This is a genomic window from uncultured Methanobrevibacter sp., from assembly GCF_900314615.1.
Classification (GTDB): Archaea; Methanobacteriota; Methanobacteria; order Methanobacteriales; family Methanobacteriaceae; genus Methanocatella.
Map to the genome: position 1 here is coordinate 76,906 of NZ_OMWA01000011.1, position 26,198 is coordinate 103,103.

The window sequence follows — 26,198 nt, forward strand, 5'->3', positions numbered from 1 at the left end:
GAAAATATGGTTAACTGTCCTAACTGTGGTATGGATGCCGGTGAAAGCAAATTTTGTCCTAACTGCGGAACCAAAATAGAAGTTATAGAAGAATATTCCTCAATTTGTCCGAACTGTGGTATGGATGCCGGTGAAAGTAATTTCTGTCCTAACTGCGGTACAAAAATAGTTCAGGACAATCCCAGTTCAATTTGTCCCAACTGTGGTACTGATGCTGGTGAAAGTAATTTCTGTCCTAACTGCGGTACAAAGATTGGAGAAGAATCCTCTCCAGTTTGTCCAAGCTGTGGTGAAGAAGTGGGAAACAGCAGTTTCTGCCCAAAATGCGGTACAAAAATCGGTGGTGAAGCACCCTCTAATCTTTGCCCTAACTGCGGAAAATCATTAAATGAAAATGCCAAATTCTGCCCATATTGCGGGTGGTCAGATTCGTCTGTTGAGTCAAAATCATCTTTGGATAAACTGATTGATGTTGATGACAAAATTTCCGGAAAATTTTCAAAAGTTATGAAAAAAAGCAAATCCATGGATGTTATAATGGATAAGTCCGCTTCAATTAGATATAATCATTTCTCTGAGTTTGATGAGAAGATGATAAAATATTATGCGGACAATGAACCGGTATTTGTTGAAGTATTGAATTCAATTAATGATGATTTTGTAAAAACTATTTTGCTTGTTGAAAGAAATCAGATGACCAATTCGGGAAGCGTAATAAGTATGGCTGCATCCCATATCTATACTCCGACAAAGGACATGCCTTATGATGAAGCTGTCAAATTCTATCAGGACATGGCTAATGAAATTTTTGCAGAAATAAACGCTGAAAAACAGAAAGGCACATTTGATGAAGAGGCATTCTACAAACAGAAAGTCAAGGATTCATCAATTGAAAACACATCCGTTTTTGGATTTTCCAAATCAATTAAAGCATGGAACAAAAACAAAAGATAAATATTATCATTAATTATATAGTATATTTTTAACAATATACTATTAATGATTAACAATTTCGAAAAAATTCAGTCCAATCCTGTAAAATCAACTATTTCATTAGGGATTCCTATAATAATTCTTCTGGTATTGGAAACAGTCTACAGTATTACTGATACTTATCGGATTAGCGGGATTGGATTTTCAGCTCTTGTTGGACTGGGATATATTGCAAATGTGATTTATGCATCCAATAAGATTGGTGACGGTATAGGTCGTTCTGTCAATGTTCTTATTTCCAATGAATTGGGTGCAAAGCATTAAGACAGAGCGAATAATATTGCGGTTCAGGGAATAATACTAATATTGATTATTGGAATTATCACACCGCCTTTGTCAGTTCCTTTCATTGAACTCATTTGTGAAATGGTGGGTATTGCTGTATATTCCAGCATTATATCAGCCTATCTCTTTTTGCCAATAAGTTTCATTGTCTTTTTGATGCTGGCCAATTATTTTGCTGCAGTACTGGGTGGTGAAGGCGATACCAAACGTGTTACTGCAATAATTATAGTTGGAAATATAGTTAACATCATTTTGGATCCCTTTTTTATTTTTAACCTCGATATGGGAATGTTTGGTGCAGGTTTTGCTACAATCACAGGTTATTTTGTTTCTTTTGCATTATTCTTATACTTATTTTATATAAAAATGATACTTTCATAAAAATTGACTTAAAACATTTTAACTATGACAAGTCTATTTTCTTGGAGATTCTTAAGTTGGCTGTCCCGATTGTTTTAATGTTTATATTTTCTGAAGTTTTTAATTTGGGAGGTTTTGGAGTGGTATTTTCGGTTCTCTTAAGTGAAGCAATCCAGAGTGTTTTGATGTTTTTTGTACTGCGATTCAAAATCGATAATCAAATCGAAAATAATTCCTGTGTCCCTGCCGAATAAAATGATTTTTCAATATCATTAAATATCACAAAAACCATAATTATAATATTAACAAAAGGAGCATAATGTTATGAATAAAAGAACTATAGAACTTTCAGGCCATATTATTGATTCATTGATTTTAACCAAAACAATGGCAATAATTATGGATAAAGGTGGAGACTTTGATATATTGGAAATAGATGTTGGAAGAAAGAAATCAGATTACAGTAAAGCTAAAATTGAAGTTTCTGCAGATTCACCCGAGCTATTGAATTCCATTCTGGATGAACTGTCTGTACTCGGGGCTTCAATCGATGAAATCAAAGAAGTAAATCTGGTTTCATCAACCAAAGATAAAGTTGCTCCTGAAGGTTTTTATTCATCTTCAAACCACACTACTCACGTATTCTATAAAGGAAACTGGATGCTTGTTGAAGACATTGAAATGGACTGTCTTGTAGTAGTTGATGAAGATGTTCCAAGAGCTTACGTAAAGCCAATAGCTGATGTTAAGGCTGGAGACAAGATTGTTGTAGGTCTTGACGGTGTCAGAGTAACACCTCCTCACCGTTCAAGGGATGAACAGCAGGTATTCGAGTTCATGAACAGTGAAGTGTCCTCTGAAAAGCCTTTAATGAATTTAATCAATGGTATTGCAAAAGAAATGAAGGAAATCAAGGCCAAAGGCGGAAAAATAGGTATTGTGGGCGGACCTGCAATTGTACACACCGGTTCTGGAAAATATCTTGCAGCTCTTGTAAAACAGGGCTATATTGACGTAATCCTTGCAGGAAACGCTTTGGCTACTCACGACATTGAATCAAATCTATTTGGAACTTCTCTGGGTATTGAAGTGGAAACCGGAAAAATCGTCGGCCACGGCCACACTCACCACATGAGGGCCATTAACAGAATCAACAATTCAGGTTCCATTCACCAGGCGGTTGAAGACGGCACACTGACCGGCGGTATCATGTATGAATGTGTCAAAAACAATGTTCCTTATGTTCTTGCAGGTTCCATCCGTGATGACGGACCTCTTCCAGATGTCATTACCGATACTGCTGAAGCACAAAAGCTTATGAGAAAGTATGCTCAGGAAGTTGACATGGTACTGATGATTTCTACAATGCTTCACTCAATTGCAATGGGAAATCTCCTTCCTTCAAGAGTTAAAAGTATCTGTGTAGACATCAATCCTTCCACAGTTACAAAACTCTCAGACAGGGGAAGCGCACAGGTTGTAGGAATCGTAACTGATATCGGAACATTCTTGCCATTGTTATACAACGCTTTGCAGGAAGATTAAAAATGAAATTTACAGCTTATATATTGGATGTGCTAACAGATTCAGTTTATCCGGCAAGGATAACCATCGAAGACGGAATATTTAAACAGATTATACCTATTCAGGTAACTGAAGAGACTAAAATCGATGTGGACGGTCTTCTGCTTCCGGGATTCATTGACTCACATATTCACATTGAAAGTTCAATGATAACTCCCGCACAGTTTGCAAGGATAGCTGTTCGCCACGGAACAACATCAGTAATCTGCGATCCTCACGAAATAGCTAATGTCTGCGGAATTGAAGGAATCGAGTTCATGATTGAAAATGCAAAAACCGTTCCATTCAATTTCTATTTCACAGCTCCTTCATGCGTACCTGCAACAGGTTTTGAAACATCAGGTGCAGTTTTAAACTCCGATGAAATAGAATATCTTCTTCAAAAGGATGAAGTTGTGGCTTTAGGAGAAATGATGAATTTCCCTGGCGTTATAAATGGTGACGGGGAAGTTTTAAGGAAACTTGAACTGGCAAGACAGTACCGCAAGCCTATTGACGGTCACGCCCCACTTGTTTCCGGTCAGGATTTGGATAAATACATAGAACAATATATCATAACTGACCACGAATGCAGTAATTTCAAAGAAGCTATTGAGAAAAAGCAGAAAGGTATGAAAATTATGGTACGTGACGGTTCATCTGCTAAAAATATGGAAGCTCTTTTGGATTTCTCAGCACGTATCGACCATCTGAAAAATCAGGAAAGTTTCGGCATCATACCGACTGAAGTTCTCTCAAGAAGAATTCACTCTCCCATATTCGATTTCATAGTAAGTGATGACAAACATCCTAACGATTTAATCAATGGTCATCTCAACCTTTCCGTTAAAAAGGCATCAGAACTCGGAATCGATATTATCAAAGCTATTGAAATGGTAACAATCAATCCTGCTTCCCACTATTCACTTGAAGCGGGTTCAATAGTAACCGGTGCAAAAGCTGATTTTGTAATTGTGGATAATCTCCAGGATTTCAACATCAAAGAGACCTATATTGGTGGAGAATGTGTTTTTGACGGTGAAAATGTACTATTTGATGTGGAGGATGTTGTTGTATCAAATTCAATAAATGCCGATAAAAAATGCGCAAGTGACTTTGACGTTTACTTTGACGGAGATGAATGCGAAGTAAATGTTATAAAATGCTATAACGGCGAACTTTTAACCAAAAAATCCACTGCAACCCTTAAAACCAAAGACGGCATTGTACAGCCGGATATCTATGAAGATGTCCTGAAAATATCAGTTGTGGAACGTTACGGCGGAAATACCATAACAAATGCATTCATAAAAGGATTCGGCCTTAAAAAAGGAGCTATCGCATCATCAGTTGCACACGATTCACATAACATTATTGTTGTGGGATACTCATCTGAAATGATGGCTGAAGCGGTAAATACAGTAATTGAAAACAGGGGAGGTCTTGCAGTTGTAAGCGAAGACTTTTCAGATTCACTGTCCCTTCCAATAGCAGGACTTATGAGCAACGAGGACGCCTTTGACGTTGCTAAAAAACTGGATGTCCTCCACAGGATGGCATCAGCTTTAGGATGCAAGCTTGACTCACCGTTCATGACAATGGCGTTCATGGCCCTTCTGGTTATTCCATCCCTTAAAATATCCGATGAAGGACTATTTGACGGGGATAACTTTGAATTTATAGATGTAATAAGAAGCTAAAGGTCATAACCTTTGCTTTTCAATTCTTTTTTTATTTCGCCCATGGCTTTCAAATCATCTTTTGTACCTACTTTTCTAACGACTCTATAAGCCTCTTTAAACTGACTCAAATAGATTTCCTTCTGGTCGTCATCAACCATATCGAAACGTGTCAGATTGGCCAGTGATTCAACGACATAGCTGAATCCACGGTTAAGGGCTTTTGTGTTTTTAATGATGGTCATGTCTGTAACTTCAGATTTAATGACGATTGCTTCATCTTTCTTTTTAACAGGATCGCTCTGCTTTACCGCTTCAGTTAGTGAGATAACTTCGCACCTGAAATATGCTTCAGCACATTTGAGGGACAAATCATCGTTAAAGTAATCTCTCGAAAGATTTCCAAGAGTTGATAAAGTAAAGATTTCAGGCTCATGTGTGATGTTTACTACAAACTCCTTTGTATTGATGATATTTTCAAGAGTGTGGCTTCCTTTGAATATCCGACTGACTGTTCTGTCGGGTCCGGAACATATAACTCCAATTGGTGCTGCATTATATACATTTTGGGCATTTTTAGTGGTTATAATAGTTTCATATTGCCTACCTTTTTCCATTCCGATAAGGGATAAATCAATTTTCATAACTATCATTAATTTTTTTTTAAAAAAACCTTTTTATATGTTAATTTACAATATATTAATTATAATATTTAATTTTAAAGGAGTTTAAGCTATGAAATATAAAATGTATGATGAGATGATGGAACAGCCAGAATCACTTCAGAAAACTTTTGAAAGTGAGCTTCCTGTAATGGATGAAGTCTCACAAATGGTCTGTGATGCTGATAAAGTATATCTTGTAGGTTGCGGAAGTTCAATTTCCACCTGCTACAGCGTACGTGACGCAATCAGAATGTCCAGTACCAATATTGATATTGAAGTATATGCTGGTTATGAATTTCAATATAACAAAAAATTAGTTAAAAATGAGAACTCTATCGCTATATTTACTTCTCAATCCGGTGAAACTGCAGATACTTTAGCAGCCTTAAGAAAAGCTAATGAGTACGGTTTACACACTGTTTCTATTTCAAACGAACCTGAAAGTTCAATGATAAAAGAAGCTAAAACTCCAATTGCAACCAGGTGTGAAACAGAAACTGCTATCTTAGGTACCAAAACCTATATTACTCAATTGGCAAGCCTTTATTATATTCTGTTCAAGGCATCTGACTATGAAAACAAAACTGAACTGATAGCAGAACTGCTTGACATGCCTAAAATGTTGGAAAAACTCTTGCTTTTAACTGAAGACGAAAACAAAGAATTGGCTGAAAAGTATGCAGGTGAAGATATTTTCTACTGTCTTGGAAGCGGTCCGAACTTTGGTCTTGCATATAAGCTGGCAATGACCATGCTTATGGAAGGAGCTATCAAGCATGCCTGTCCGGAATATGCTGCAGAATTCAGACACGGTCTTATTGAAAGGGCAGAAAAAGATGTCCCTGTAATTATTTTAAGATCTGATTTTGAATCAGATGAAATAACTCAAAAAGCTATTGATTTTTGTGAAAATCTTGAAGCAAAAACAATAATCTTTGATTTGAAAGACTATGCTGATGTGGATAAACTCTTATCTCCATTCATTATGGTAATTCCTCTTGAATGGTTTGTATATTATCTTGCACACTTCAACGATGAAGACCCTGGTGCAACAAGACACATCGGTAAAGTAAGATACTAAAAATGTAGTTTAACTACATTACTATTTTTAATTTTTAAAAAAAAGAGATAAAATGTAGAATAATTATTCTACATTAACTTTATGTTTTGGGATAATTAATTTTGGTAAAGTGATTTTAACTATACCTTTTGAATATTTTGCTTTGATGTTTTCAATGTCAATGCTGTTTTCAAATCTGACGGTTTTAACACATCTTCCGGATTTTACAGCGGATACGATAACTTCAGCTTCATCTTCTTCATCGAATTCTTCAATGTAAGGAGTAAAGGTGGTTTCGATAGTGATGTCGTTGTCGCCAGCTTCGATTAAAACATCTTTTTTAGCAACGCCTGGAACAGAAGCTCTGATGTGGTAAGCGTCGTCAGTTTCTACTAAATCAATGTCTAAAGTTTGAACGGTTGTTTTTTTGTAGTCCTGATATTTTTGATCTGCACTTTTTTGCATGTTTCTGAGGCTGTCTTTGATTTCATCAATGGTTTTGCCTAAATCGTTAATCATATTGTCAGCAATGTTTTTGCTCTGTTCTTTTCTTTCTTCGTATCTTTCTTTCCTTTCTTCTTTTTTCTCTTCGAAAATGTCTTTAGCTTCTTCTACTTTTTCATCAAATTCTTCTTTTTTATCGGAAATTTTAGTTTCGATTGTTTCGGAATCAACCATAATTTCACATCCTTGAATATTAATTATGTTTTATTTACCTTTTGTTAGTATATAAACTTATCGATTAAATTTACTTAAAGTTACTAAAAACTTATTCTATTCATATTTTATTTTATGTTGTTGCGGTGCTTTATTTTTTTGAATTCCTAAATTATTTAATTGCTGTTGTAAATGCTCTTTGTTGAACTGTTGAAATTTGATTATAATTATTTTTAATTAGTTTGCTTAATCGGATGAAATTTTGCAATAACTATTTAAATAATGGGGTAGTGTTAAACTGTGTAGATGTGGATCAATACGGGGCGATAAATATATTAAAAATAAGTTACATAAGATTGGATATGCTTGATTCGGGAATATTAAAAATAATCTTTCCATTAGACATAAAATCGTTATCAATGGGGGAGAGAACATGTTCGGTATTAATTTACACTGTTCCTCTCCTGTTACTGGCCATATTAACTGCTATCAACTTAAATGACTTTTTTTCTATTGTAATATGGATATTATATTGCATTTTGTTTAGTCCGTGGTTTTATTATATTTTGGCCTATGAGCGTTTGGAAAAAAACTATAAAATCATGTCTGATATTAGATTTGGCGATACTTATGAATTTTTAGCCAAATTGATGGCATTTTCTGTTCCGGGAATAATTATTACATTAATTGTACTTGGTTATTTTTTAAACCAATTGAATTTGGGGATTATTATCTCCTTGGCTTTCATTGTTCCTGCTTTAGCATTATACTTCAGAAATGATGTTTTCAATGATGAAAGCTCAATTGAAGGTGAAGAAATTATTTTAGGTTATATTCCGACATGGTACGGGCTTTTAAGTTTGGCTGTAGGGATTTACGGTTATTTTAATGCATTTAAATTAAGTAACTTAAGCCTAGCGATAACTTTGGGTTTTATAACTCTAATTTTTCAAATTCTATTTGTCGTTCCGGATAAATTCAATGAAATTCTGCCATTTGAAGTTAGAAGAAAGAATGGCTCTATAATGCTTTTGATTTTATTAATCCTAATATTTTTCTTAATTACACTGATATTCGGACCCTCTGCGGTTAATATTGATTTGTCTTTTGAATCAGTTATAAGAAAAGCTATTCCCTGGACTATTGCTATTATTTTAGCAATAATTTTTGCAAGAAAAATTAGGGATATGAATCAAAAATAATATTTTTTGTGTTTATCTTTAACAAAATCTTTAAATTTTTTACGTGTTTTTTCATAAAGTCGCACTTCAAAAATATTTATTATTGATGAGGATAATATAATTAATTAGAAATTCTTTGGTGATTAAGATGAATAATCGCGTTAAAATTGCTTACGAGTTTGCAAATGCTATTAATTCTGATAAGATAGTTAGAATTATATTGTTTGGTTCTGTTGCTCGTGGTGATGATGGAAAAGATTCTGATATTGATATTTTAATTGTTTCTGATTATCGCAATGAAATCTGGGAAAATATTGAAGATGTCATTGGGGAGATTGTTCTTGAAAAACAGGAATTAATTTCTGTTCATATAATGGATACTGAAAGATTCAATGTCTCAAAGGATTATTCTTTTTTATCAAATGTTTTAGCGGAGGGAAAGGTGCTTGTCTGAAATAGAAGAGTATGAAAAAAGCAAACGATAAATTAATCTCTGCTAAGATATTGTGTGATGTTGAGCAGTTTTCCACTAGTGTTAGTGCATGTTATTATTGTATGTTTAATGTTGCTAAATCATTGCTGATTAAAAAAGGATTTAAACCTAAAACTCATGCGGGCGTTATTTCATTATTTGGGCAGGAGTATGTTTTAAAAGACTCTTTTGATAAGAAGATTTCTAAATATCTGTCAAGCACACAATCTTTAAGAGAAACTGCTGATTATGATGCAGTTGATGATATTGATGAATATATTGCTCAAGATTGTATTAATAAGGCTGAAGAATTCATCAAAGAAGCCTATAAATTTTTATAATTATTTTTTTACTATTTTTCTAATTTTTAGGCAATATTCTGTTTAGAGGTATTAGCAATTTATATGAGATTATCTTAATTATAATTATGAAAGATTTGTTTGATTACTGTGATTTTGGAAATTTAAAGCTTAACAGCAGAGTTGTCAGAACAGGTTTGTGGGAATCAGAAAGGGAATCTGCAGGCAATCTGACTCCTGAAATATATACAAGATATGAAAACATCGCTGCAAGCGGTGTCGGATTGATAATTACTGAACTGTTTACTTTCGTTGCCCGTGATGCCTATTCAAAATATGCTCTTACAACTAACTACACTCGTTTTGTGCGTGAAGCTAAGGACCTCACTGATATGGTCCATATCTATGGAGTTCCAATCTTTGCCCAACTGGGTTCAATCGAGTGCAACAAAAGAACGGAGCAAAACGTTAGTGTTAATGATTTGTCAGTTGAAGATATTAGAAAAATACAGACTGATTTTATCATTGCCGCTGAAAAAATGGATTTTGCAGGTTTTGACGGCATCCAGATTGCAATGGGCAACAGTTTTTTCTTTAGCCGTTTTATAAATCCTTCAGTTAACAAACGTGAGGATAAGTATGGTGGAAACACATTAAATCGCCTGCGCATGATTCTTGAAATAATTAAAGTTTTAAAGCATAACACCAAACTGCATATAAACTGCAGAATCAATGCATTTGACCGAGATGGAATGACTGTTGATGAAGCAGTTGAAATTGCAAAACTGCTCGAAAAACATGGTGCCGATTCACTTCAGATTACCTGTCCTCATTCCCAGTATGTTTTAACACGTGATAAGGCAGGTGAAATTCCTCTGGTGGAAGCTGCAGACAGAATTATAAAAGAAGTGGATATTCCGGTAATCTATGGTGGCGGGCTCAACAGTCAAAACAGAATAAATGAACTTTTAAATCAGACTGACATCGATTTTGTTTCAATGCAGAGGCCATTTATTGCTGATCCTACCTTTTTGGTTGAATGGCAGGTCAACGGTAACGGCGAAAGCTTTTGTCAGACATGTCACAACTGCTATGCGAAAAAAACAAGTACGTGCCATTTAAAGCCATGCAGTCCTGAATATTACAAAAAATCTTAATTCAGTATTTTTCCATACTTTTTTTTGAAAATCATTTAAGTTATAATTCAAATTCACTAAAAACTATTTTTTAAGAGTTTTTAAAAAAAGAAAAAGGTAAGGAAAATGAATTCCTTACTTTGCATCAGCTCACTACTGTGCTGAAGGAACATATTTGTATTTTGATGCATCAAGTGTTATGTTCATCGGAGGTATTTCTACCTGTTTTCCGGTCATCTGATGTGTTTCAGGATTTCTTTCGATTTTAAATGTGTTCCTGTTTTTGTTTTGAGTCCAGATTACATCGTTGAGTATCTGTTTTCCGTCTTCAAATGCTTTGTTCTGCATATCATTGCAGTATGAAGTGATATAGCTTGCCCTGACATCACTGTCATTAATTTTTGAAGCTTTTTCGATAACTTTACTCATTCCGTCGAACATATTGCTTTCCGCTTTTTTCCAGTAGTTCTGCACAGGTTCTCCATAAATTTTGTAGTTGTCCGGTCCTAGACAGTTTGTACAAAGTTCTTTAAATGTATAATACGGATAGTTTTCTGTATCAAAGACTTCCTTGTCCTCTGCAGGCTGGTCAGCCCCATAAGCTTCACTGACATTTGTACAGTCGTTGGATACCGGTATGAAAACTCCATATACTGGTGGACCTGAACTGATCCAGTTGATACATGACATTTCTGCAAGCAGATTAGGGAACACCTGTATCACGTGAGCGCTTAAGGTGGTATCTGAACCGATGACTCTCACATCGACCCTACCAGTTTCATCGGGGGAATATTCTGTTCCTTCATATCTGTTTCTAAGAAGCTGACAGACATCCTGGAGCGAAACGTCCTTGTCCGGTGAAAAACAGAGTGGATACATGGTATTATGATCATAGTTTGAATTGTATTTTGAAGGAGCTAAAATCTTGTGTCCTATCCAGGTTCTCATGTGGGAGTACTCTGTTGTCATCTCTTTTCCGGAATATGTTTCAAAGAGATTAATCTCATTATCTGTACCGTTTACAGCAAAGCTTTTCTCTTCTGCAAGACTGATTAGGTCTTTGGATGTGATGTTTTCTTCATAATCGGATAAGTATTCCAGTGAATATTCATTGCCGAAGACTGCTACTTTGTCTTTAGGCAATTTCACTGCTGCATACTGGTGTCCGGTATACATCTCAACATACCATACTTCGTTTTGATCAGCGATTATGGCAATATTGGATTCGCCGCTTCCGTATTTGTCTATGATTTTGCAAAGAGGTTCTACAGCTTCTCTTGCAGTTTTGCTCTGACAAATAACAAGGTCTACTGCAGCATCTTCACAAATTCCTCCTTCTTCCAGAGGGTCCGCTTTCAATGCATCCTTATTTGGAAATGCTGTAACTGACATTGACATTGATACTCCGTATTCATTTGTGCATGCGGCTGCATCCGGACTGCCATCTTTGTATGCCTGTGTGCTGTTCATATATGGTGTGGCGGTGTATTTGTAAGTGGTTGCCGGAATTTAGGTCTGTACACTTCCGTTATCGTTTACAGGCATAAATCTGCCCGGCTGATTTTCTACTCGGGGCGTTATTGTGATGTGATTTCCCCAAACTTCCTGATAGTCATTTGATCTGGCAAAAATTATTGAACCGTCAGCGCTGACGTCCGGACCCACATATACTGCAGTACATGCAAAGCAGGCCTGCATACTGCACAAAAGAAGTCCGCAGATAACCAGAACTATCAGCTTTTGCGATAAATGTTTCGATTTAATCATAAAATTCTCCTAAACAAAGTTTTCTAATCATATTTTTCTGGTCTTAAGTATTTATGTTTATTTTAATTTTGCTGAAAAATAATCAGTTTATTTGAGTATGATTAAAAAAAGATTAGTACCGGAGTTTAAAAAATAATTGGGGTATTGCTTAAAATAAAAAATAGATTAAAAATAATTTAAAAAGCCCTATGTTAAGGCTTTAATCTCATTGCACTGACTGCACCAATGAAAAATAGGATAAATGATGCAACGGCTCCTGCTGTGATTCTTCCATTCATCACAATTAATGCTATTGAAATTATCAAACAGAATATCCCTGCAAGTAGGCTGCTTAACCACCTTTCCATTTTCTCCCTCCATAATATTTTCAATATTTTATATAAATTTCATGTTATTTAAATAATTCTTTCAGAAATTAATGTAATTTTCATTTTAATGTTCATAATTAGATAATGTGTGGAAAAAAATAGAATAAAGAAAAAAATAGGTAGTGTTTAAGGGCATTAAACACTTTTAAATTGTTTAGTCTCTTCTGAAGAGGTCTCTTGTGTAAACCTTGTCTGCAACATCGCCGAGAATGTCTGAATCAAAACGGTTTGCAAGGATTACGTCACTTTCTGATTTGAAACGGTCAATATCATTGACTACTTCGGATTTGAAAAATTCGCTTCCGTCATCAAGTGTTGGCTCATAGATAATAATTGGTATTCCTTCAGCTTTGATACGTTTCATGACGCCCTGAATAGCTGATGCACGGAAATTGTCACTGTTACTCTTCATTGTAAGTCTGTAAACGCCGACTGTTTTCGGATTTCTTGAAATAATCTGGTCAGCAATGAATTCCTTACGTACTGAGTTGGAATTGACTACCGCTTCAATCATGGTCTGCGGAACATCTTTATAGTTTGCCAAAAGCTGTTTTGTATCTTTAGGAAGGCAGTATCCACCGTATCCGAATGAAGGGTTGTTGTAGTGTCCTCCGATACGGGGATCCATACATACTCCGTCTATAATCATCTGAGTGTCAAGACCTTTGGTCTGTGCATAGGTATCAAGCTCATTGAAGTAGCTGACTCTGACTGCAAGATATGTATTAGCGAAAAGCTTGATTGCTTCTGCTTCTGTGAGATGTGCCAGCAATATAGGAATGTCCTGTTCGGCCATACCTGCTCTTTTTTCCTCTTCTCTGGCTCCTTCTAAAAGCAAATCAGCAAACATCTGACCTTCTTCCATCTGGTTGTCGTCACATCCGACAACTATACGGCTTGGATGGAGATTGTCATAAAGCGCTTTTGATTCACGTAAAAATTCCGGGCTGAATATGATGTTGTCCACGCCATACTTTTCACGTACTGATTCGGTATATCCGACAGGAATTGTTGATTTGATAACCATTAAAACATCAGGATTGACTTTCAATGTCCATTCTATTGCATCTTCAACTGCAGAGGTGTCAAAGAAATGATTGACATCATCGTAATTTGTAGGTGTGGCTATAATGACCAGGTCTGCACTTTTATAAGCGGCTTCCTTGTCTGTTGTTGTGTGAAGATTCAGTTCACGTTCGCCGTTGCGGACTTCATTAAAAAATCTTTCTATTTCATCATCCTGAATAGGGCTTATGAACTCATTGAGCTTTTCAGCTTTTGATTCTGTTGTTGTAATGGCTGTAACTTCATGTTTTTGAGCTAAAAGGACTGCAAGGGATAATCCTACATATCCTACACCAGCAACTGTAATTTTCATATTAAATTTTCTCCTTTCATACATTTTATTTTAATGCTTAATTTTAAGGCATTTTTTGAAGTTTTGAATATTTAACTGAAAATATTCACTTCAAACACTATTGAATTTCTAAAAATAGTTTATGTTTATAGTTTATGTTTCTTATTTAAAAAACTTTCTTGAATTTTGTTTTTAATGGATTTGTAATGGGGGTTTAGATTTGTTCAGTCAATGTTGTGGTGTTGGCATATCTATTAAAAATAAAAAATTAGGGGTTATTATGCTTAAAGCAATTTAACCCGTATTGAATCAGTAATATTCGTCATCGTCATCTTCTTCTTCATCAACTACACGCTCAATCTTTTTGATTGTACGTATTACCTTGTTGATTTCATCTATTCCTTCACCTTCGATAGCTGAGATGAAAATGGAATTGTCTTCATTGTCAATATATTCATTGAGATATTCTGAGTCTTCAACAAGATCCATTTTGTTAAAAAGATAATATACTGGAATTTCGGAAAAAATCTTTTCAATCTGCTTTAAGAGGTTATACTGATTGTCCAGATGGAATCCGCAGGTTTCAGATGCATCAAAGATAAATAAAATAGCATCCGCCAAATGCTCAAGAGCTACAATAGCGTTCATCTCAATGTCATTCATCTCAAGAACAGGTCTGTCTAATAATCCTGGTGTGTCTATAATCTGTATGCTTCTCCAGTGCATCTCGGTATGTCCAATCTGGATACCTTTTGTTGTAAAAGGATAGTTAGCAACCTGAGGGTCGGCTCCTGTAATCTGTCTTAGGAGTGTTGATTTACCAACATTCGGAAAACCTGCAATAACGATTGTGGTTGCATCAAAGTCAATTGTAGGCATATTTCTTAAATTCTGCTTTGCAAAATCGAGAAAATCCAAATCTTTTTTAATCTTTTCCACAACAGATGCGATTCTTCCGTAAGCTTCCTTTTGAATGGCAGTTGCCCTTTCAGATGGATTTTTCCTGATTTTTGCACCATATTCCTTTTCAAGCTGTGTAATAATTCCGTAAGCCCAGTTAAGTCCTCCAAGAGCTTGTTTCATATCATCTACTCCGACGGTTATGTCAATGTAGTCCTGATAGAAGGGATGGAGACTTTCAATTTCGGGAACGGCGTCTAATATTGATTTCAGCTTGTCTTTAATGACTTGGCATGAAGTCACTACTCTTCTCTCTTCAATTCTTTTACCTTTTAGGTGTTTAGGCATTTTTTGACTTCTTACAAGGTCTGCCTGTTTTTTCCCACGGCTAAATCCTTTGTCCAACAGCTCTTTAGTCGTAGGTATGGTTGGTATCATCATAATTATCACATTAAATTCATTTGTTTATATCTTTTGTAAGTTCTGTAATACTTTTTGATTGGGATGGTTAATTAAAGTTATGGCAATTTCAATTTCTTCAATTAAAAAGTTTCGGGTATTGGTTCTAATTTTGAGATTGAAAAGTTTTAGTTATATGTGTTCTATTATCTTGTTGAATACATTGTATCTACAGGATTTAAAGCTATTGTAGTTTTCAAAGTAAATATTTAAATAATATTTTTTCAATAAATCTAAATGAGAGTATGTTTAACAATTTTGCTAATTTATTTGTCAAATCCAAAAAATATTGGATAATTTATTTAATTTTTATCACAATCACTTTAGCTTCGACGCTTTCAGCTAAAAATTTTGAGAATCCTCAGATTGTGATAGCTGCATTTATTATTGTTGCAATTTTAGGAGTGCTCTGTATTGTTTATTATTTCATGCATGACTCGGATACGGAACTCTATAAGGTTGCATTTGTGATTATTTTGTGCTTTGGTTTATTGTCTGCATTGATTGTACCTATTGCAGATGTAAGTGATGAGCTTGAGCACCTTACGCGCGCGGAAATTACTTCTCGGGGGATAATATTTCCTCATTGGGAAGACGGACCAAACAATCTCACTCAGCTGTACAACAAGACCGACGGAAAATACAGCAATGTCCTCAATAAGGATGTGGGATTCAACACGACTGCAAGCCATATGTTCTTTTTAAACAATCTGGGACATACGGTTTTTGATACTCCTGATGATACGAAGCCTATAAGCCATAAGACAATGCTTGACGGATCTGCATTTGAGCAGAATCCATTTTACGGATATCTTCCTCAGGCGTTGGGTGTTTTCATAGCGAAGATATTTAACATGAATGTCATATGGATGCTGTGGCTTGGAAGGATATGCAATCTGATTTTCTATGCATTTATCATATCCAGGGCTGTTAAAATCGCTCCTGCATTGAAGATTCCACTTCTTGCTGTTGCATGTATACCTATTTCGATTTATCAGGCGGCATCTGTCAGTATAGATTCGATGATAATAGGGCTGTCTATACTTACGATAGCTTATTTCATATATTTATATAAGTCAGAACCCGGGTCGCTCGACACTAAGCATGTTGCACTATTCTGTGGGCTTTCACTGCTTTTAGGACTTTGTAAGCTCCCATATCTTACATTTGTGTTCCTGATATTGCTTGTTCCAAAAGCAAACTTCAAGAATGAGGGAATATTAAAATACATGCTTTTAGGGGTTTTCATTGTAGGTCTGATAGGTGTGCTGTGGAGTACATATTCAGAACCGGCGCTGATGCACTCATGGAGATCAAAACTCAATTATATGGATTCCCATCGTCAGCTTGAGTATGTCCTGAATCATCCTTGGTTTATCGTGAGATTCTTCAGGTCAATTTTCACATATACTATAGGAATTACAATTAATGGAGTATTTAATTTCTTCTCTGCTGCAAACGGACAGCATTATGCAGATTCATATACATTCATTACAGTCCTTATCTGGATATTCCTTGTCGTCACACTGATATTCTATCCAAGAAAGACTGATTTCAGCTTGAAAACAAGACTTGGCGTTCTTGCAATTTCACTTATCATATATATCGGAACATGTTTCATACAACTTCTGACATGGGCTGATGTCGGACAGTTGAATCTCGGTATCAGTACGAGGTATTTCATTCCGCTGTTTGCTCTGCTTCCGATAATTGTATCGTTAAAAATAGAACCGCTTGACCGCTTCAAGGATAAGCATGCGATGATTTTAATAATAGGATTTATGGCAACCCTTATTTTGGCTTTTGCCACTAAATACTATTAATTCTTTTTTTTTATTTTATAAAATTTTTACCGTAAAACATTACTCTTCTTGCTAAAAAGTTCCAGAAAAGAACAATTATTGCTGAGATGATTTTTGAAATCAGGTAATACATTCCTAAAACGTCGGTAAACAGATAAAGCAGTATTTCAGTAAATACCAGTCCTATTGTACTTATCAGTAAAAAGAGGTTAAATTCCACAACCTTGTTTTCTATGTTGTCCTGGTTGAACACCCATTTTGTGCTCATTACATAATTTACAAGAACGGATATTATGAATGAGAATATTGCTGATATGAGATAGTAGATTCCGCAGATGTCGCTGAAAAAGTAAAGGAAGAAGAAATCTACAGCAAATGCAGTACCTCCAACGAAAACGTATCTGAAAAGCTGAATAATAATATTGTCTGTAGGGTCTTTGAAAAGCTTGTTAATCAAAATCTCATTCCTCTTTTTTCATTTCGTTCAGTAAAATAAGGTGGCGTTCAAGTTCCTCTGCATGATGATGTTTTAAAACATGCAGTATGACTCCCGCAAAGAATGTCACTGCCGCAATGATTACTACTGTGGATATTACAATCAGTGTAGGAATCTGAAGCACGTAACCGGTACTGAAAAACTTGAAAAGTATTGGGAAAAAGTATATTCCTGCAATGATTAGTAAAATCAGTGCCATGACTGAAAAGAACATCAGAGGGCGCTGATCACGTATCAGTGCAAAAATCATTCTGATAACTTTAAATCCGTCACGGTAAGTGTTAAGTTTGGATTCACTTCCTTCCTTACGGTCACGGTATTCAATAGGTATTTCCTTGATTACGAAATTGTTCATAAGTGCAAACACGCTCATTTCGGTTTCGATTTCAAATTCCTTTGAGCGGATTGGAAATGACTTGACGAATTCATAGTTGAATGCTCTCATTCCGGTCATTATGTCATGAAGGTCGCTTTTGAAAAACGTGTTGATTGATCCACGAACGAATTTGTTTCCGCTGTTGTGAAATCGTCTGTCGTTTTCTTCAAAATAGGTTGAGGACAGTCTGTCTCCAATTATCATATCTGCCTGCTTGTCCAGGATTATCTGTTCAAATATCGGTGCAGCTTCGGCGGGATATGTGTCATCTCCGTCAACCATGATGTAACAGTCTGCTTTGATGTCATGAAACATTGACCGTACTACATTTCCTTTTCCCTGCCTGTATTCTTTTCTTACTATTGCCCCTGCTCTTTGTGCTATTTCTCCGGTATTGTCAGTTGAGTTGTTGTCATAGACATAGATATCTGCATGAGGCATATTTTTTTTAAAATCACATACAACTTTTTCGATAGTTGCTGCCTCATTATAACAGGGAATTAGGATTACAGTTTTCATAAAATAATATAGGTTTTTATTTAATTTATATCTGATGTAAAATCGCAATTTAAAATGGTGATTTTAGTTATTTCAAAAATATTTTCTTAAATCATGTGTATCTGTCTGCAGATTTCAGATAACTTTTCATTGAAGTCTATAATTCTTTAATTCAGACTCATTAATTTGAGTGGATTGTGGTGTTTCTATTAATTTGCTTGTTTAAATTTTTGATTTAATGGCACCAACAAGTGATGCCATTTCTCGCATGATTATTTGAAAATCTGTCCCTGGAATTTGTACACGTCACAGCTTTCATCCATCCAGCTGTCTGCACTGATTCCCGCTTTCATGCAGGTGTGTTCTAAAAACTCTTCAATTGTAAATGCGTTTTCGGTTGCAACCTGTGGAAGCAGAAGGCCTCTTGAATATCCTTTCTGTATAATAAGGCCGTCAGTGCCGATTTCAATCTCTTCAAAGTACTGGTCGGGATGTGCCACTTCAATAAGTTCAGGTTTTGTTAAAACGGTCACTTCAAAGTCAAGTATCTGAAACTCATCTTTGGTAACTGCACTGAATCTAGGGTCGTTGAATGCAGCTGCAATTGCAACATCAATTGTTGCTTTGATTGCAGGTTCAATAGGTTCTGCATATCCTATACAGCCTCTTAAAGCGTTGTTTTTATTAAGTGTGACAAAAACTCCTAATTTCTCATCAAGTTCAATAGGATAACCTTCAGGTATTTCCATTTTTTCTTTTGTTTCAATATAATGTTCAATTGCTTCTTTAGCTATTTTAACCAGGTAATTTCCTGCTCGGTCTGTTAACATTATCCCATTCCTCCAACTAATGCATTCAATATTCTTGTGTGTGGTCCACCATCACCAACCGGAGCAGTCTGACCTCCTTTTCCGCAGAATCCGACGCTTAACTTAAAGTCATTTCCTATTGCATCGATATTTTTAAGTGTTTCAAGAATGTTTCCGGAAAGTGAAACGTCTCTTAGAGGTGTTTTAAGCTCGCCGTTTTCAATAAGATATCCTTCAGCGGCATTGAACTGGAATATTCCTTTACCTGTATCCACCTGACCTCCTCTGGAACCTTTAAGATATATTCCGTCAGGGATATCTTCAATCAGTTCCTCAAATGTATTGTCTCCAGGCTGGAGGTAAGTGTTGCTCATTCTAACAATCGGTTTTTCAGAAATGATTGATCTTGCATTTCCGGATGATTTCATTCCGAGCTGTGATGATGTTTCTCTTGAATTTAAAAGTGAAATCAGTTTGCCGTCCTTAACCAGCTGATTAGGTTTTGTTTTGACTCCTTCAACATCATAAGGGTAATATCCGAATCCGTCCTTACGGCTTGCATCGTCAAAGATGTTTACAATGTCTGATGCAATCTGCTCACCGATTCTGCCTTTAAGGATTGAATCGTTTTGCAAAATCAAATCCCCTTCGGTAGCATGTCCGAGCGCTTCGTGGATTAAAACTCCTGTAAGTTCCGGATCAGCAACTACTGTAAACTGTCCTGAAGGGGCAGGTTTGGCATCAAGAAGCCTTACTGCTTTTTCACCGATGCTGCGGCCGAACTCTTCAAGGTCACGTTCAGCAACAGCTTCAAATCCTTTTACTCCTCCGAGACTTCCATGTCCGAACTGGATTATTTCACCGTCTGTTGCAGATGCATTCAATGCCATTCTTATTCTGGATGTTTTAACCTGGATTTGGGACCCTTCGCTGTTCATGAACAGTTCATTTATTTCACTGTCACTGTATCCTGCTGTGGTACTGTTGACCTTATCGATGGTGGCGGCATCACTTGCCTCTTTCATCATTTCCTTTTTCTCATCGATAGAAACATCTTTGAATGGTATTTTAACGTCAACTGCAGTTTTATCTTTGATGACTTCACTTTCACTTAGTTTTACATCTCCTTTAAGTGAAGAGGATAACTTTATTGCGGTTTCAGTAATATCATTAAGTTTTGATAAGTCTGTGGTGTATGCAAATCCCCAGGCTCCATTGTTCAACACTCTGATTCTTGCACCTAAACTCATTCCAGTGTTGATTTCATCCACATTTCCGTCTTTCATTAATATGGATGTGTTGTCACTGATTCCGGAGCGGATATCTATGTAATCTACTTTGGGGCTTGTATCTTCAATAACTTTTTCAAATAAAGAAATATATTCTTCCATTTTAATCCCTCAAATTTTCATTAACGTAATATATTATACTTTCAACTTATTTATAAAGTTTTTTTTAAGGGTTTTCAGTGATGAGTATGGGGTGTTGTTTTTAAAAAAGAAGTGGAATAAGACGTTAAAGTCTTATTCATAATGTTGATATGTCTTCCGGTGTAAGATTGTTTAGCTTGTTGACTTCTTCCAGTGTGTCGTAGAGTTTGTCGAGACTTATGTCGGTGTCTTTGCTGTCTTTCCACACTTCAACGACATAATGTTTGCCATCGATTGTAACTAATTCTGAAATTCCGATCATGTTGTTTGTTCCATCGGTGTAATTATACGTATTGTTTATTTTACCGGGAGTTATTGTAAATTTTAATTCAGTATCATTTGTAAATATTTCGGTTAAATTTTCACCAAACACTTCTATTTCTATGCCTTCTGCCTGATTAGAGTAAGATTCACCATCTAAATTTGTGAATTTATCCGGTACTTTTAACTCAGGTAAATCTGCAGCTGACACGATTCCAATTGTACAGACTAGCATTAAAGCTATGATTACTAATTTTGAAATTTTCATCATTATCTCCTGATTTAATATATTTAGGTATAACTAAATAAATTTAATCATTGTTTATAATGTATCCTAAAATGTTTTTATACTATGAAATAAATATATAACAAATGATATATTTTTGGTGAAGTAAAATGTTTGTTATTGTCGGAACTGGTGCTGGTGGCGGATTATTGGCCCGTGAACTTGCAAAAAATGGTAAGAAAGTTGTAATATTAGAAAAAGGGCCTTACATAGACTCTAAAGATGCATTCAATTATTATGATAAATATGCTCCTGGTGTTGATTTGCTGTCAACAACCTGTGTTGGAGGGTCCACTGCAGTATCGATGGCTAATATGGTAAGAGCTTTGGATGAAGAACTGCATGAATTTGGTATTGACCTTACAAAAGAATATGAATATGTTGAAGAATTGGTTGGTGTACATGAGCTCGATGATTCTCATATCGGTCGTGGAACACAGCTCTTTTTAGATGCAGCCCGTGATTTGGGTCTTGATGTTGTAAAAATGCCGAAGGCTATACGTGAAGAAGAATGTATCCAATGCGGAAAATGTGCATTTGGATGTCCTGTAAATGCCAAATGGACTGCAAAAGACTTTGTTGATGAAGCAGTAGAAGCTGGTGCAGAACTTATATGTGAAGCAGAAGTCATTGATATTATTCTATGTAATATGGAAGCAAGCGGTGTTAAATACGTTAAAGACCATGAAGAGCATCTTATCAAAACAGATAAAATCATTCTCTGTGCAGGTGCAATACAGACTCCAATAATTATGAAAAACATGGGGCTGACAGGTATTGGCCGTGAAATCTTTTTCGATCCCTTCGTTACTGTTGGAGGATATCTCAAGGATATCAATTTCAATACAGAAGTTCAGATGGCCGCACTGGTTAAAGGCAAAAACTTTGTTTTATCCCCTCATTTCTCATCATTCATTAAAGGCAATATAGACAATCCTGATGTGGATGATAAGGACATACTTTCAATCATGGTTAAAACACCTGATGAATGCAAAGGATATGTCCACACGGACGGTTTTGTCAGAAAAGAGAATACCATTGAAGATATAAGATATCTTGCTGAGGGGGTTGCCACTGCAGGATTTATTTTAGAAAAAGCAGGAGTTGACCCGACAACCATAGGTTCAACTGTTTATAGGGGAGCTCATCCTGGTGGAACAGTACAAATAGGAAAAGCTCTGGACAGCAATCTCGAATCAGAAATTCCTAATCTCTATGTCTGTGATGCAAGTGTGCTTCCGATATCTCCTGGTAAACCGCCGATTTTAACCATTCTTGCATTGGCTAAAAGGCTGGCGGATTATCTAATAAATAAATAAAGAAGATTATTCGAATTGTTTATCGATATCTTCTGATTTTATTAATTTTTCACAGTAATGGCATCTTACAACAGTAGGATTTTTTTCAATAACATTAAAAATAGGTGTTATCGGCTCATTTTCATAATTTGTAATACATTTCGGATTTGTACATTTGAGAATTGATGTAATCTTATCCGGAAGTATAATTTTATCCTTTTTTACAGGTTCGTAATTTCTGATAATGTTTATAGTAGCTTTAGGAGCAATTAAAGCAACCTGATTAAGTTCTCTGTGGTCCAATTCCCTATTTTCAATTTTCAAAATGTCTTTTCTGCCGATTTCTTTTGAGGAAACGTTCATAGCAACAGTAAGATTATGTGTGTCCTCATCAGGAAGGCCTAAAATTTTAAGGATGTGCAAGGCCTTATTTGCAGTAATGTGGTCGATTACAGTACCGTTTTCAATCGCTTTGATTTTCAGTTCAGATTTATCTTTAGACATTTAATCTACCTTTTATACATTTTCAAATCTTTCATTTCAATTATTGTTTCAGTATCAAAAGCCAATTTTTCAGGATCCTTGTTTTTAGTTGAAATTACAAAGCTTTCAATAACTCTGGCTCCACGCATCTTAACTTTTTCTTCAAGTCTTTTAATGTTTGAATCTCCACGGTTGGCATCCATTGTTGCAAACAGGATAACGTCCTTTCCTTTTAAATCGCATTTGTCGATTATTGTTAAAATTGCAGGTGTAGGATTGCCGTTCCATGTAGGTGTTCCGAAGTATATTGTGTCATATGGTGTCAAATCGACACTTTTTGGAGAAATTTCAGTTTTTGTTTCTCTGAATGCATTGATTGATGAAAACAGTCTGTTTTTAAATCCGTCACGAGGTTTTAAATCAATGACTCTGAGCAGGTCAGTGTGCAAGTTTTTAGCCAGTGTTCTTGCCACCAGGTCTGTTTTTCCGCCGTTTGAGTAATAAATTATTAGTGTTTTCATTGTATCTCTTCCTTTAAGGATGAAGACCGAAATGTGTTAAACCTGAAGTTTCTTCAATGCCGAGGATAATGTTCATGTTCTGTATGGCCTGACCTGATGCTCCTTTGACAAGATTGTCGATGCAGGATAACATTACAAGTCTTCCGGTTTCATCAATTTCAAATCCGCCGATATGAACAAAGTTTGATCCTCTAACAGAACTTAAATGAGGAATTTCTCCTTCATCCATGAGTTTTATAAAGTATTCATCTCCGTATTCCTTGATGTAAAGGTCTCTGATTTCATCAGGGGTAATATCTATATTTTCATCATTTAAAAAGCTGTGGCTAGTTGTCTGGATTCCTCTAATGACAGGCACCAGATGAGGTGTAAATGATACTTTAACGTCTTCAAATCCGTGCAGTTCCTGCTGGATTTCAGACATGTGTCTGTGTGAAGATATTTTGTATGGATTAACATTGTCAGCAATGTTAGGGTAATGTGTAGTTGCTGAGGCTTTAACTCCAGCGCCGCTTACTCCTGTTTTTGAATCAATTATGATTCTGTCTACAAGATTATTTTTAACCAACGGATATGATGATAAAATTGCACCTGTAGGGAAACATCCTGGATTTGCAACAAGGTCTGCCTTTTTGATTTCATCTCTGTAGAGCTCCGGAAGTCCGAATGCTCCTTTGTTTTTGGAATCTGTGTGTTCCATTCCATACCATTTTTCATAGACTGCTGTGTCACGGTATCTGTAGTCCCCGCTTAAGTCAACCACTTTCATTCCACTATCCAAAAGTTCAGGAACAATTTTCATTGATGCTCCGTGAGGGGTTGCAGTAAATGCAACATCAACATCCAAATCTGAAGGACTTTTGTTTGTAAATACAAGTCCTGAGTCTCTTATGTGAGGGTGAATCTTATGTGCAGGGGTTCCATCATATTGTCTTGATGTAATGTCAGTCACTTCCACTTCAGGATGGTTTAAAAGCATCCTTAAAAGTTCTCCACCAGTATATCCGCTTGCTCCTATTATAGCTACTTTAAACATATTTATCCTCCTAATCTTCACAATGATCCATAATTTTTCCTTTAAAATCGGTATTTTGTATTTTACGAATAATCTTACAGCTGCTGTCCAGCTGGCAGTCACGGTATTTTTCAATACGAACTGCTTTGGCTTTCAGACCTCTTTTATCGATGGCAGCCTGTAATTTGTCAATGTCATGATTTTGATCTGCTCCAACTGTAATGATGTCTGGGTCGATTTCTCTGACGATTTTGAATACGTCTCCATTTGCATCACCTAAAAAAGCATCAGTTACAGGTTTTAGCATTTTGATTAATTCCAAACGCTGGTCTTCACCAACAATAGGCACTCTTTTACGTCTTTCAACAGTAGCGTCTCTTGCTACAACAACATAAAGCTCAGCATCTTCTCCACCAAGTTTTCTGGACTCTTCAAGATAAACTCCGTGTCCCGGGTGGAGTATGTCGAATGTTCCGGTCGCCATTACTTTCATTATATTTGCCTCTTTTGATATTTTAAAGCTTCAGTCAAATCAATTTTATCTTTATAAAGTGCAGAACCGATAACGATTCCTTCCACGCCACTTTCATTTAATTTTTTAATGTCATCTATTGTTGTAATTCCTCCGGAATAAACAACAGGTAAATCTACTGATTTTTTAAGTTCTACTACAGGGTCTGTGTAAAATCCGCCTAAAAGGCCTTCAACGTCAACATTTGTAAACAGAATACTGCCCGCACCATGGTCCTTAAACTCAGCTGAAAGCTCAACAGGGCTTTTGTCAATCTTTTCCTGCCAGCCTTTGATAACGACCTTGTTGTCCTTGCTGTCAAGTGAAATCATTATCCTGTCTGAGCCATATTCCTCTGATAGTTTTGTAATAGTTTCCGGATGTTGAATTCCCATAGTTCCGATTATTAGCCTTTCAATGTCAAGGTCCAATAACTGGCGGGCATATTCAAGGCTTCTGATTCCGCCTCCGAGCTGAATCGGAACGGATACTTCGCTCAGTATCTTTTTGATAATGTCGAAACTTGCAATTCCGTTTATTGTTCCGTCCAAATCGATGACATGGATATTTTTAGCTCCTAAATCTTCCCAGTGCTTGGCGACTTTTTCAGGATTTTCTATTTCAACCATTTCACTTCCGGGTTCTCCCTGAACAAGCTGCACGCATTTTCCGTTCTTGATGTCTACTGCAGGCATTATTAACATTTCATCTTTTTTAAATGACATTTACATTGTTCCTGTAATATTTTATTATAATATAATTTTTTGTTTTGAAATGTTTTATATGTATTGTTTTTGTTCACCTTTTAAATAGAATTGAACTCAAAAATAATTTTATCTTTAAAATGCAAGAATACCACAACTTCTGCAAGTTGTGGATGAATTGCACTATTGGGTGTATTGTCTTTTTTAATTAATTTTATTGTGTTTTATTTTATTTGCGTTTTTTTGAGGCTATTTTATGTCATGAATTTTTTATTCAGTATACTTTTTTTGTTATTGGATTATTAAATAATTGCTTTGATTATGTAAAATTGTTTTGGTTTTGGAAAATTGCTCTGAGTTCGTTATTCGATTACTTTTCAAATGCTCTCTCTTATTTTTTATATATGTGTAATTATAAATGAGATATTATTCAATTAAATGTGATTTTAATTGTTGTTTTAAAAAAGAGTAGATGTTTTTTTCATTTTTTTTTAGATATGAATGAAA

General features: G+C 35.6%; 28 protein-coding genes and 1 pseudogene. 11 read left to right on the forward strand and 18 right to left on the reverse strand.

Translation table 11 applies throughout. The features are described 5' to 3' along the window. The first annotated feature begins 6 nt into the window (after positions 1-6). Together QZN33_RS04925 and QZN33_RS11720 are read left to right on the forward strand one after the other, a co-directional pair. Positions 7-954, forward strand: a complete 948-nt coding sequence (locus QZN33_RS04925) for a zinc ribbon domain-containing protein (RefSeq protein WP_296789842.1) — start codon at positions 7-9, stop codon at positions 952-954. Between the two features lie 45 nt (positions 955-999). Beyond that, a pseudogene (locus tag QZN33_RS11720) lies at positions 1,000-1,659 on the forward strand (MATE family efflux transporter). A 22-nt stretch (positions 1,660-1,681) separates the two neighbouring features. Here the strand turns inward: QZN33_RS11720 and QZN33_RS04940 are convergent. Further along, positions 1,682-1,846 (reverse strand): hypothetical protein, encoded by a 165-nt coding sequence (locus QZN33_RS04940; RefSeq protein ID WP_296789844.1) that lies wholly within the window; start codon positions 1,844-1,846, stop codon positions 1,682-1,684. A gap of 116 nt (positions 1,847-1,962) precedes the next feature. On the opposite strand from QZN33_RS04940, the gene QZN33_RS04945 reads away from it, so the two are divergent. Together QZN33_RS04945 and ade are read left to right on the forward strand one after the other, a co-directional pair. Then, on the forward strand, positions 1,963-3,183 hold the full coding sequence (locus QZN33_RS04945) for a TIGR00300 family protein (protein WP_296789845.1): 1,221 nt from the start codon (positions 1,963-1,965) through the stop codon (positions 3,181-3,183). Positions 3,184-3,185: 2 nt separating this feature from the next. Continuing rightward, positions 3,186-4,901, forward strand: a complete 1,716-nt coding sequence (gene ade, locus QZN33_RS04950) for an adenine deaminase (protein WP_296789846.1) — start codon at positions 3,186-3,188, stop codon at positions 4,899-4,901. Here the strand turns inward: ade and QZN33_RS04955 are convergent. Further along, on the reverse strand, positions 4,898-5,524 hold the full coding sequence (locus QZN33_RS04955; RefSeq protein ID WP_296789847.1) for a DUF447 domain-containing protein: 627 nt from the start codon (positions 5,522-5,524) through the stop codon (positions 4,898-4,900). The genes ade and QZN33_RS04955 overlap by 4 nt on opposite strands. Positions 5,525-5,615: 91 nt before the next feature. Between QZN33_RS04955 and QZN33_RS04960 the strand changes: the two genes are divergently transcribed. Then, entirely contained in the window at positions 5,616-6,626 is a 1,011-nt protein-coding gene (locus QZN33_RS04960) for an SIS domain-containing protein (protein ID WP_296789848.1), read from the forward strand. Between the two features lie 63 nt (positions 6,627-6,689). On the opposite strand, the gene QZN33_RS04965 is transcribed toward QZN33_RS04960, so the two are convergent. Then, positions 6,690-7,283: an Hsp20/alpha crystallin family protein gene (locus QZN33_RS04965; RefSeq protein ID WP_296789849.1), complete on the reverse strand. Its 594-nt coding sequence runs from the start codon at positions 7,281-7,283 to the stop codon at positions 6,690-6,692. A 581-nt stretch (positions 7,284-7,864) separates the two neighbouring features. Between QZN33_RS04965 and QZN33_RS04970 the strand changes: the two genes are divergently transcribed. The 4 genes from QZN33_RS04970 (at position 7,865) to QZN33_RS04985 (ending at position 10,371) form a co-directional block, all read left to right on the forward strand. Then, positions 7,865-8,464, forward strand: a complete 600-nt coding sequence (locus tag QZN33_RS04970; protein ID WP_296789850.1) for a hypothetical protein — start codon at positions 7,865-7,867, stop codon at positions 8,462-8,464. 127 nt (positions 8,465-8,591) lie between these two features. Continuing rightward, positions 8,592-8,897 carry a nucleotidyltransferase domain-containing protein gene (locus QZN33_RS04975; RefSeq protein ID WP_296789851.1) on the forward strand — a complete coding sequence of 102 codons (306 nt, stop codon included), beginning with the start codon at positions 8,592-8,594 and terminating at the stop codon, positions 8,895-8,897. Positions 8,898-8,908: 11 nt separating this feature from the next. Beyond that, positions 8,909-9,256, forward strand: a complete 348-nt coding sequence (locus QZN33_RS04980) for a HEPN domain-containing protein (protein WP_296789852.1) — start codon at positions 8,909-8,911, stop codon at positions 9,254-9,256. Positions 9,257-9,342: 86 nt separating this feature from the next. Next, positions 9,343-10,371, forward strand: a complete 1,029-nt coding sequence (locus QZN33_RS04985) for a tRNA-dihydrouridine synthase (RefSeq protein ID WP_296789853.1) — start codon at positions 9,343-9,345, stop codon at positions 10,369-10,371. 132 nt (positions 10,372-10,503) lie between these two features. On the opposite strand, the gene QZN33_RS04990 is transcribed toward QZN33_RS04985, so the two are convergent. From QZN33_RS04990 to QZN33_RS05010, 5 genes are all read right to left on the reverse strand, one after another. Then, on the reverse strand, positions 10,504-11,859 hold the full coding sequence (locus QZN33_RS04990; RefSeq protein WP_296789871.1) for a C69 family dipeptidase: 1,356 nt from the start codon (positions 11,857-11,859) through the stop codon (positions 10,504-10,506). Then, a complete protein-coding gene (locus QZN33_RS04995) occupies positions 11,860-12,117 on the reverse strand; it encodes a C69 family dipeptidase (protein WP_296789854.1) in 258 nt (85 codons plus the stop codon). Between the two features lie 191 nt (positions 12,118-12,308). After that, complete coding sequence (locus tag QZN33_RS05000; protein WP_296789855.1) at positions 12,309-12,464, reverse strand: hypothetical protein; 156 nt, start codon at positions 12,462-12,464, stop codon at positions 12,309-12,311. A 175-nt stretch (positions 12,465-12,639) separates the two neighbouring features. Next, complete coding sequence (locus tag QZN33_RS05005) at positions 12,640-13,863, reverse strand: nucleotide sugar dehydrogenase (RefSeq protein ID WP_296789856.1); 1,224 nt, start codon at positions 13,861-13,863, stop codon at positions 12,640-12,642. Positions 13,864-14,151: 288 nt separating this feature from the next. Continuing rightward, entirely contained in the window at positions 14,152-15,183 is a 1,032-nt protein-coding gene (locus QZN33_RS05010) for an NOG1 family protein (protein WP_296789857.1), read from the reverse strand. Between the two features lie 263 nt (positions 15,184-15,446). On the opposite strand from QZN33_RS05010, the gene QZN33_RS05015 reads away from it, so the two are divergent. Further along, positions 15,447-17,024 (forward strand): DUF2142 domain-containing protein, encoded by a 1,578-nt coding sequence (locus tag QZN33_RS05015; protein WP_296789858.1) that lies wholly within the window; start codon positions 15,447-15,449, stop codon positions 17,022-17,024. Between the two features lie 10 nt (positions 17,025-17,034). On the opposite strand, the gene QZN33_RS05020 is transcribed toward QZN33_RS05015, so the two are convergent. The 5 genes from QZN33_RS05020 to QZN33_RS05040 all read right to left on the reverse strand — a co-directional run bounded on the left by QZN33_RS05020 (position 17,035) and on the right by QZN33_RS05040 (position 21,141). Then, complete coding sequence (locus tag QZN33_RS05020) at positions 17,035-17,460, reverse strand: GtrA family protein (RefSeq protein WP_296789859.1); 426 nt, start codon at positions 17,458-17,460, stop codon at positions 17,035-17,037. 4 nt (positions 17,461-17,464) lie between these two features. Further along, positions 17,465-18,394, reverse strand: a complete 930-nt coding sequence (locus tag QZN33_RS05025) for a glycosyltransferase family 2 protein (RefSeq protein ID WP_296789860.1) — start codon at positions 18,392-18,394, stop codon at positions 17,465-17,467. A 251-nt stretch (positions 18,395-18,645) separates the two neighbouring features. Then, a complete protein-coding gene (locus tag QZN33_RS05030; RefSeq protein WP_296789861.1) occupies positions 18,646-19,203 on the reverse strand; it encodes a TIGR00296 family protein in 558 nt (185 codons plus the stop codon). Continuing rightward, complete coding sequence (locus tag QZN33_RS05035; RefSeq protein ID WP_296789862.1) at positions 19,203-20,573, reverse strand: TldD/PmbA family protein; 1,371 nt, start codon at positions 20,571-20,573, stop codon at positions 19,203-19,205. Before QZN33_RS05035 ends, QZN33_RS05030 begins: the two co-directional genes overlap by 1 nt. Positions 20,574-20,709: 136 nt before the next feature. Then, positions 20,710-21,141, reverse strand: coding sequence for a hypothetical protein (locus QZN33_RS05040; protein WP_296789863.1), 432 nt, complete (start codon positions 21,139-21,141; stop codon positions 20,710-20,712). Positions 21,142-21,269: 128 nt separating this feature from the next. On the opposite strand from QZN33_RS05040, the gene QZN33_RS05045 reads away from it, so the two are divergent. Beyond that, a complete protein-coding gene (locus QZN33_RS05045; protein WP_296789864.1) occupies positions 21,270-22,478 on the forward strand; it encodes an FAD-dependent oxidoreductase in 1,209 nt (402 codons plus the stop codon). Positions 22,479-22,484: 6 nt separating this feature from the next. Here QZN33_RS05045 and pyrI read toward each other — a convergent pair whose 3' ends face one another. From pyrI to hisA, 5 genes are read right to left on the reverse strand one after another with little or no spacing between them, the layout of a single operon-like run. Beyond that, positions 22,485-22,961 carry an aspartate carbamoyltransferase regulatory subunit gene (gene pyrI / locus QZN33_RS05050; protein WP_296789865.1) on the reverse strand — a complete coding sequence of 159 codons (477 nt, stop codon included), beginning with the start codon at positions 22,959-22,961 and terminating at the stop codon, positions 22,485-22,487. A 5-nt stretch (positions 22,962-22,966) separates the two neighbouring features. Then, positions 22,967-23,461 (reverse strand): flavodoxin, encoded by a 495-nt coding sequence (locus tag QZN33_RS05055; RefSeq protein ID WP_296789866.1) that lies wholly within the window; start codon positions 23,459-23,461, stop codon positions 22,967-22,969. Between the two features lie 13 nt (positions 23,462-23,474). Next, positions 23,475-24,497 (reverse strand): N-acetyl-gamma-glutamyl-phosphate reductase, encoded by a 1,023-nt coding sequence (argC, locus tag QZN33_RS05060; protein WP_296789867.1) that lies wholly within the window; start codon positions 24,495-24,497, stop codon positions 23,475-23,477. 10 nt (positions 24,498-24,507) lie between these two features. Further along, complete coding sequence (locus QZN33_RS05065; RefSeq protein WP_296789872.1) at positions 24,508-24,972, reverse strand: FAD synthase; 465 nt, start codon at positions 24,970-24,972, stop codon at positions 24,508-24,510. Next, on the reverse strand, positions 24,969-25,712 hold the full coding sequence (gene hisA, locus QZN33_RS05070) for a 1-(5-phosphoribosyl)-5-[(5-phosphoribosylamino)methylideneamino]imidazole-4-carboxamide isomerase (protein ID WP_296789868.1): 744 nt from the start codon (positions 25,710-25,712) through the stop codon (positions 24,969-24,971). Before hisA ends, QZN33_RS05065 begins: the two co-directional genes overlap by 4 nt. Between the last annotated feature and the right edge of the window lie 486 nt (positions 25,713-26,198).

What these genes read in the sequence shown, in the direction of transcription:
- QZN33_RS04925 (WP_296789842.1), top strand. Translation starts at nt 7, where the DNA reads ATGGTTAACTGTCCTAACTGTGGTATGGATGCCGGTGAAAGCAAATTT.
- QZN33_RS04945 (WP_296789845.1), top strand. Translation starts at nt 1,963, where the DNA reads ATGAATAAAAGAACTATAGAACTTTCAGGCCATATTATTGATTCATTG.
- ade (WP_296789846.1), top strand. Translation starts at nt 3,186, where the DNA reads ATGAAATTTACAGCTTATATATTGGATGTGCTAACAGATTCAGTTTAT.
- QZN33_RS04955 (WP_296789847.1), bottom strand. Translation starts at nt 5,524, where the DNA reads ATGAAAATTGATTTATCCCTTATCGGAATGGAAAAAGGTAGGCAATAT.
- QZN33_RS04960 (WP_296789848.1), top strand. Translation starts at nt 5,616, where the DNA reads ATGAAATATAAAATGTATGATGAGATGATGGAACAGCCAGAATCACTT.
- QZN33_RS04965 (WP_296789849.1), bottom strand. Translation starts at nt 7,283, where the DNA reads ATGGTTGATTCCGAAACAATCGAAACTAAAATTTCCGATAAAAAAGAA.
- QZN33_RS04970 (WP_296789850.1), top strand. Translation starts at nt 7,865, where the DNA reads ATGTCTGATATTAGATTTGGCGATACTTATGAATTTTTAGCCAAATTG.
- QZN33_RS04975 (WP_296789851.1), top strand. Translation starts at nt 8,592, where the DNA reads ATGAATAATCGCGTTAAAATTGCTTACGAGTTTGCAAATGCTATTAAT.
- QZN33_RS04980 (WP_296789852.1), top strand. Translation starts at nt 8,909, where the DNA reads ATGAAAAAAGCAAACGATAAATTAATCTCTGCTAAGATATTGTGTGAT.
- QZN33_RS04985 (WP_296789853.1), top strand. Translation starts at nt 9,343, where the DNA reads ATGAAAGATTTGTTTGATTACTGTGATTTTGGAAATTTAAAGCTTAAC.
- QZN33_RS04995 (WP_296789854.1), bottom strand. Translation starts at nt 12,117, where the DNA reads ATGATTAAATCGAAACATTTATCGCAAAAGCTGATAGTTCTGGTTATC.
- QZN33_RS05000 (WP_296789855.1), bottom strand. Translation starts at nt 12,464, where the DNA reads ATGGAAAGGTGGTTAAGCAGCCTACTTGCAGGGATATTCTGTTTGATA.
- QZN33_RS05005 (WP_296789856.1), bottom strand. Translation starts at nt 13,863, where the DNA reads ATGAAAATTACAGTTGCTGGTGTAGGATATGTAGGATTATCCCTTGCA.
- QZN33_RS05010 (WP_296789857.1), bottom strand. Translation starts at nt 15,183, where the DNA reads ATGATGATACCAACCATACCTACGACTAAAGAGCTGTTGGACAAAGGA.
- QZN33_RS05015 (WP_296789858.1), top strand. Translation starts at nt 15,447, where the DNA reads ATGTTTAACAATTTTGCTAATTTATTTGTCAAATCCAAAAAATATTGG.
- QZN33_RS05025 (WP_296789860.1), bottom strand. Translation starts at nt 18,394, where the DNA reads ATGAAAACTGTAATCCTAATTCCCTGTTATAATGAGGCAGCAACTATC.
- QZN33_RS05030 (WP_296789861.1), bottom strand. Translation starts at nt 19,203, where the DNA reads ATGTTAACAGACCGAGCAGGAAATTACCTGGTTAAAATAGCTAAAGAA.
- QZN33_RS05035 (WP_296789862.1), bottom strand. Translation starts at nt 20,573, where the DNA reads ATGGAAGAATATATTTCTTTATTTGAAAAAGTTATTGAAGATACAAGC.
- QZN33_RS05040 (WP_296789863.1), bottom strand. Translation starts at nt 21,141, where the DNA reads ATGAAAATTTCAAAATTAGTAATCATAGCTTTAATGCTAGTCTGTACA.
- QZN33_RS05045 (WP_296789864.1), top strand. Translation starts at nt 21,270, where the DNA reads ATGTTTGTTATTGTCGGAACTGGTGCTGGTGGCGGATTATTGGCCCGT.
- pyrI (WP_296789865.1), bottom strand. Translation starts at nt 22,961, where the DNA reads ATGTCTAAAGATAAATCTGAACTGAAAATCAAAGCGATTGAAAACGGT.
- QZN33_RS05055 (WP_296789866.1), bottom strand. Translation starts at nt 23,461, where the DNA reads ATGAAAACACTAATAATTTATTACTCAAACGGCGGAAAAACAGACCTG.
- argC (WP_296789867.1), bottom strand. Translation starts at nt 24,497, where the DNA reads ATGTTTAAAGTAGCTATAATAGGAGCAAGCGGATATACTGGTGGAGAA.
- hisA (WP_296789868.1), bottom strand. Translation starts at nt 25,712, where the DNA reads ATGTCATTTAAAAAAGATGAAATGTTAATAATGCCTGCAGTAGACATC.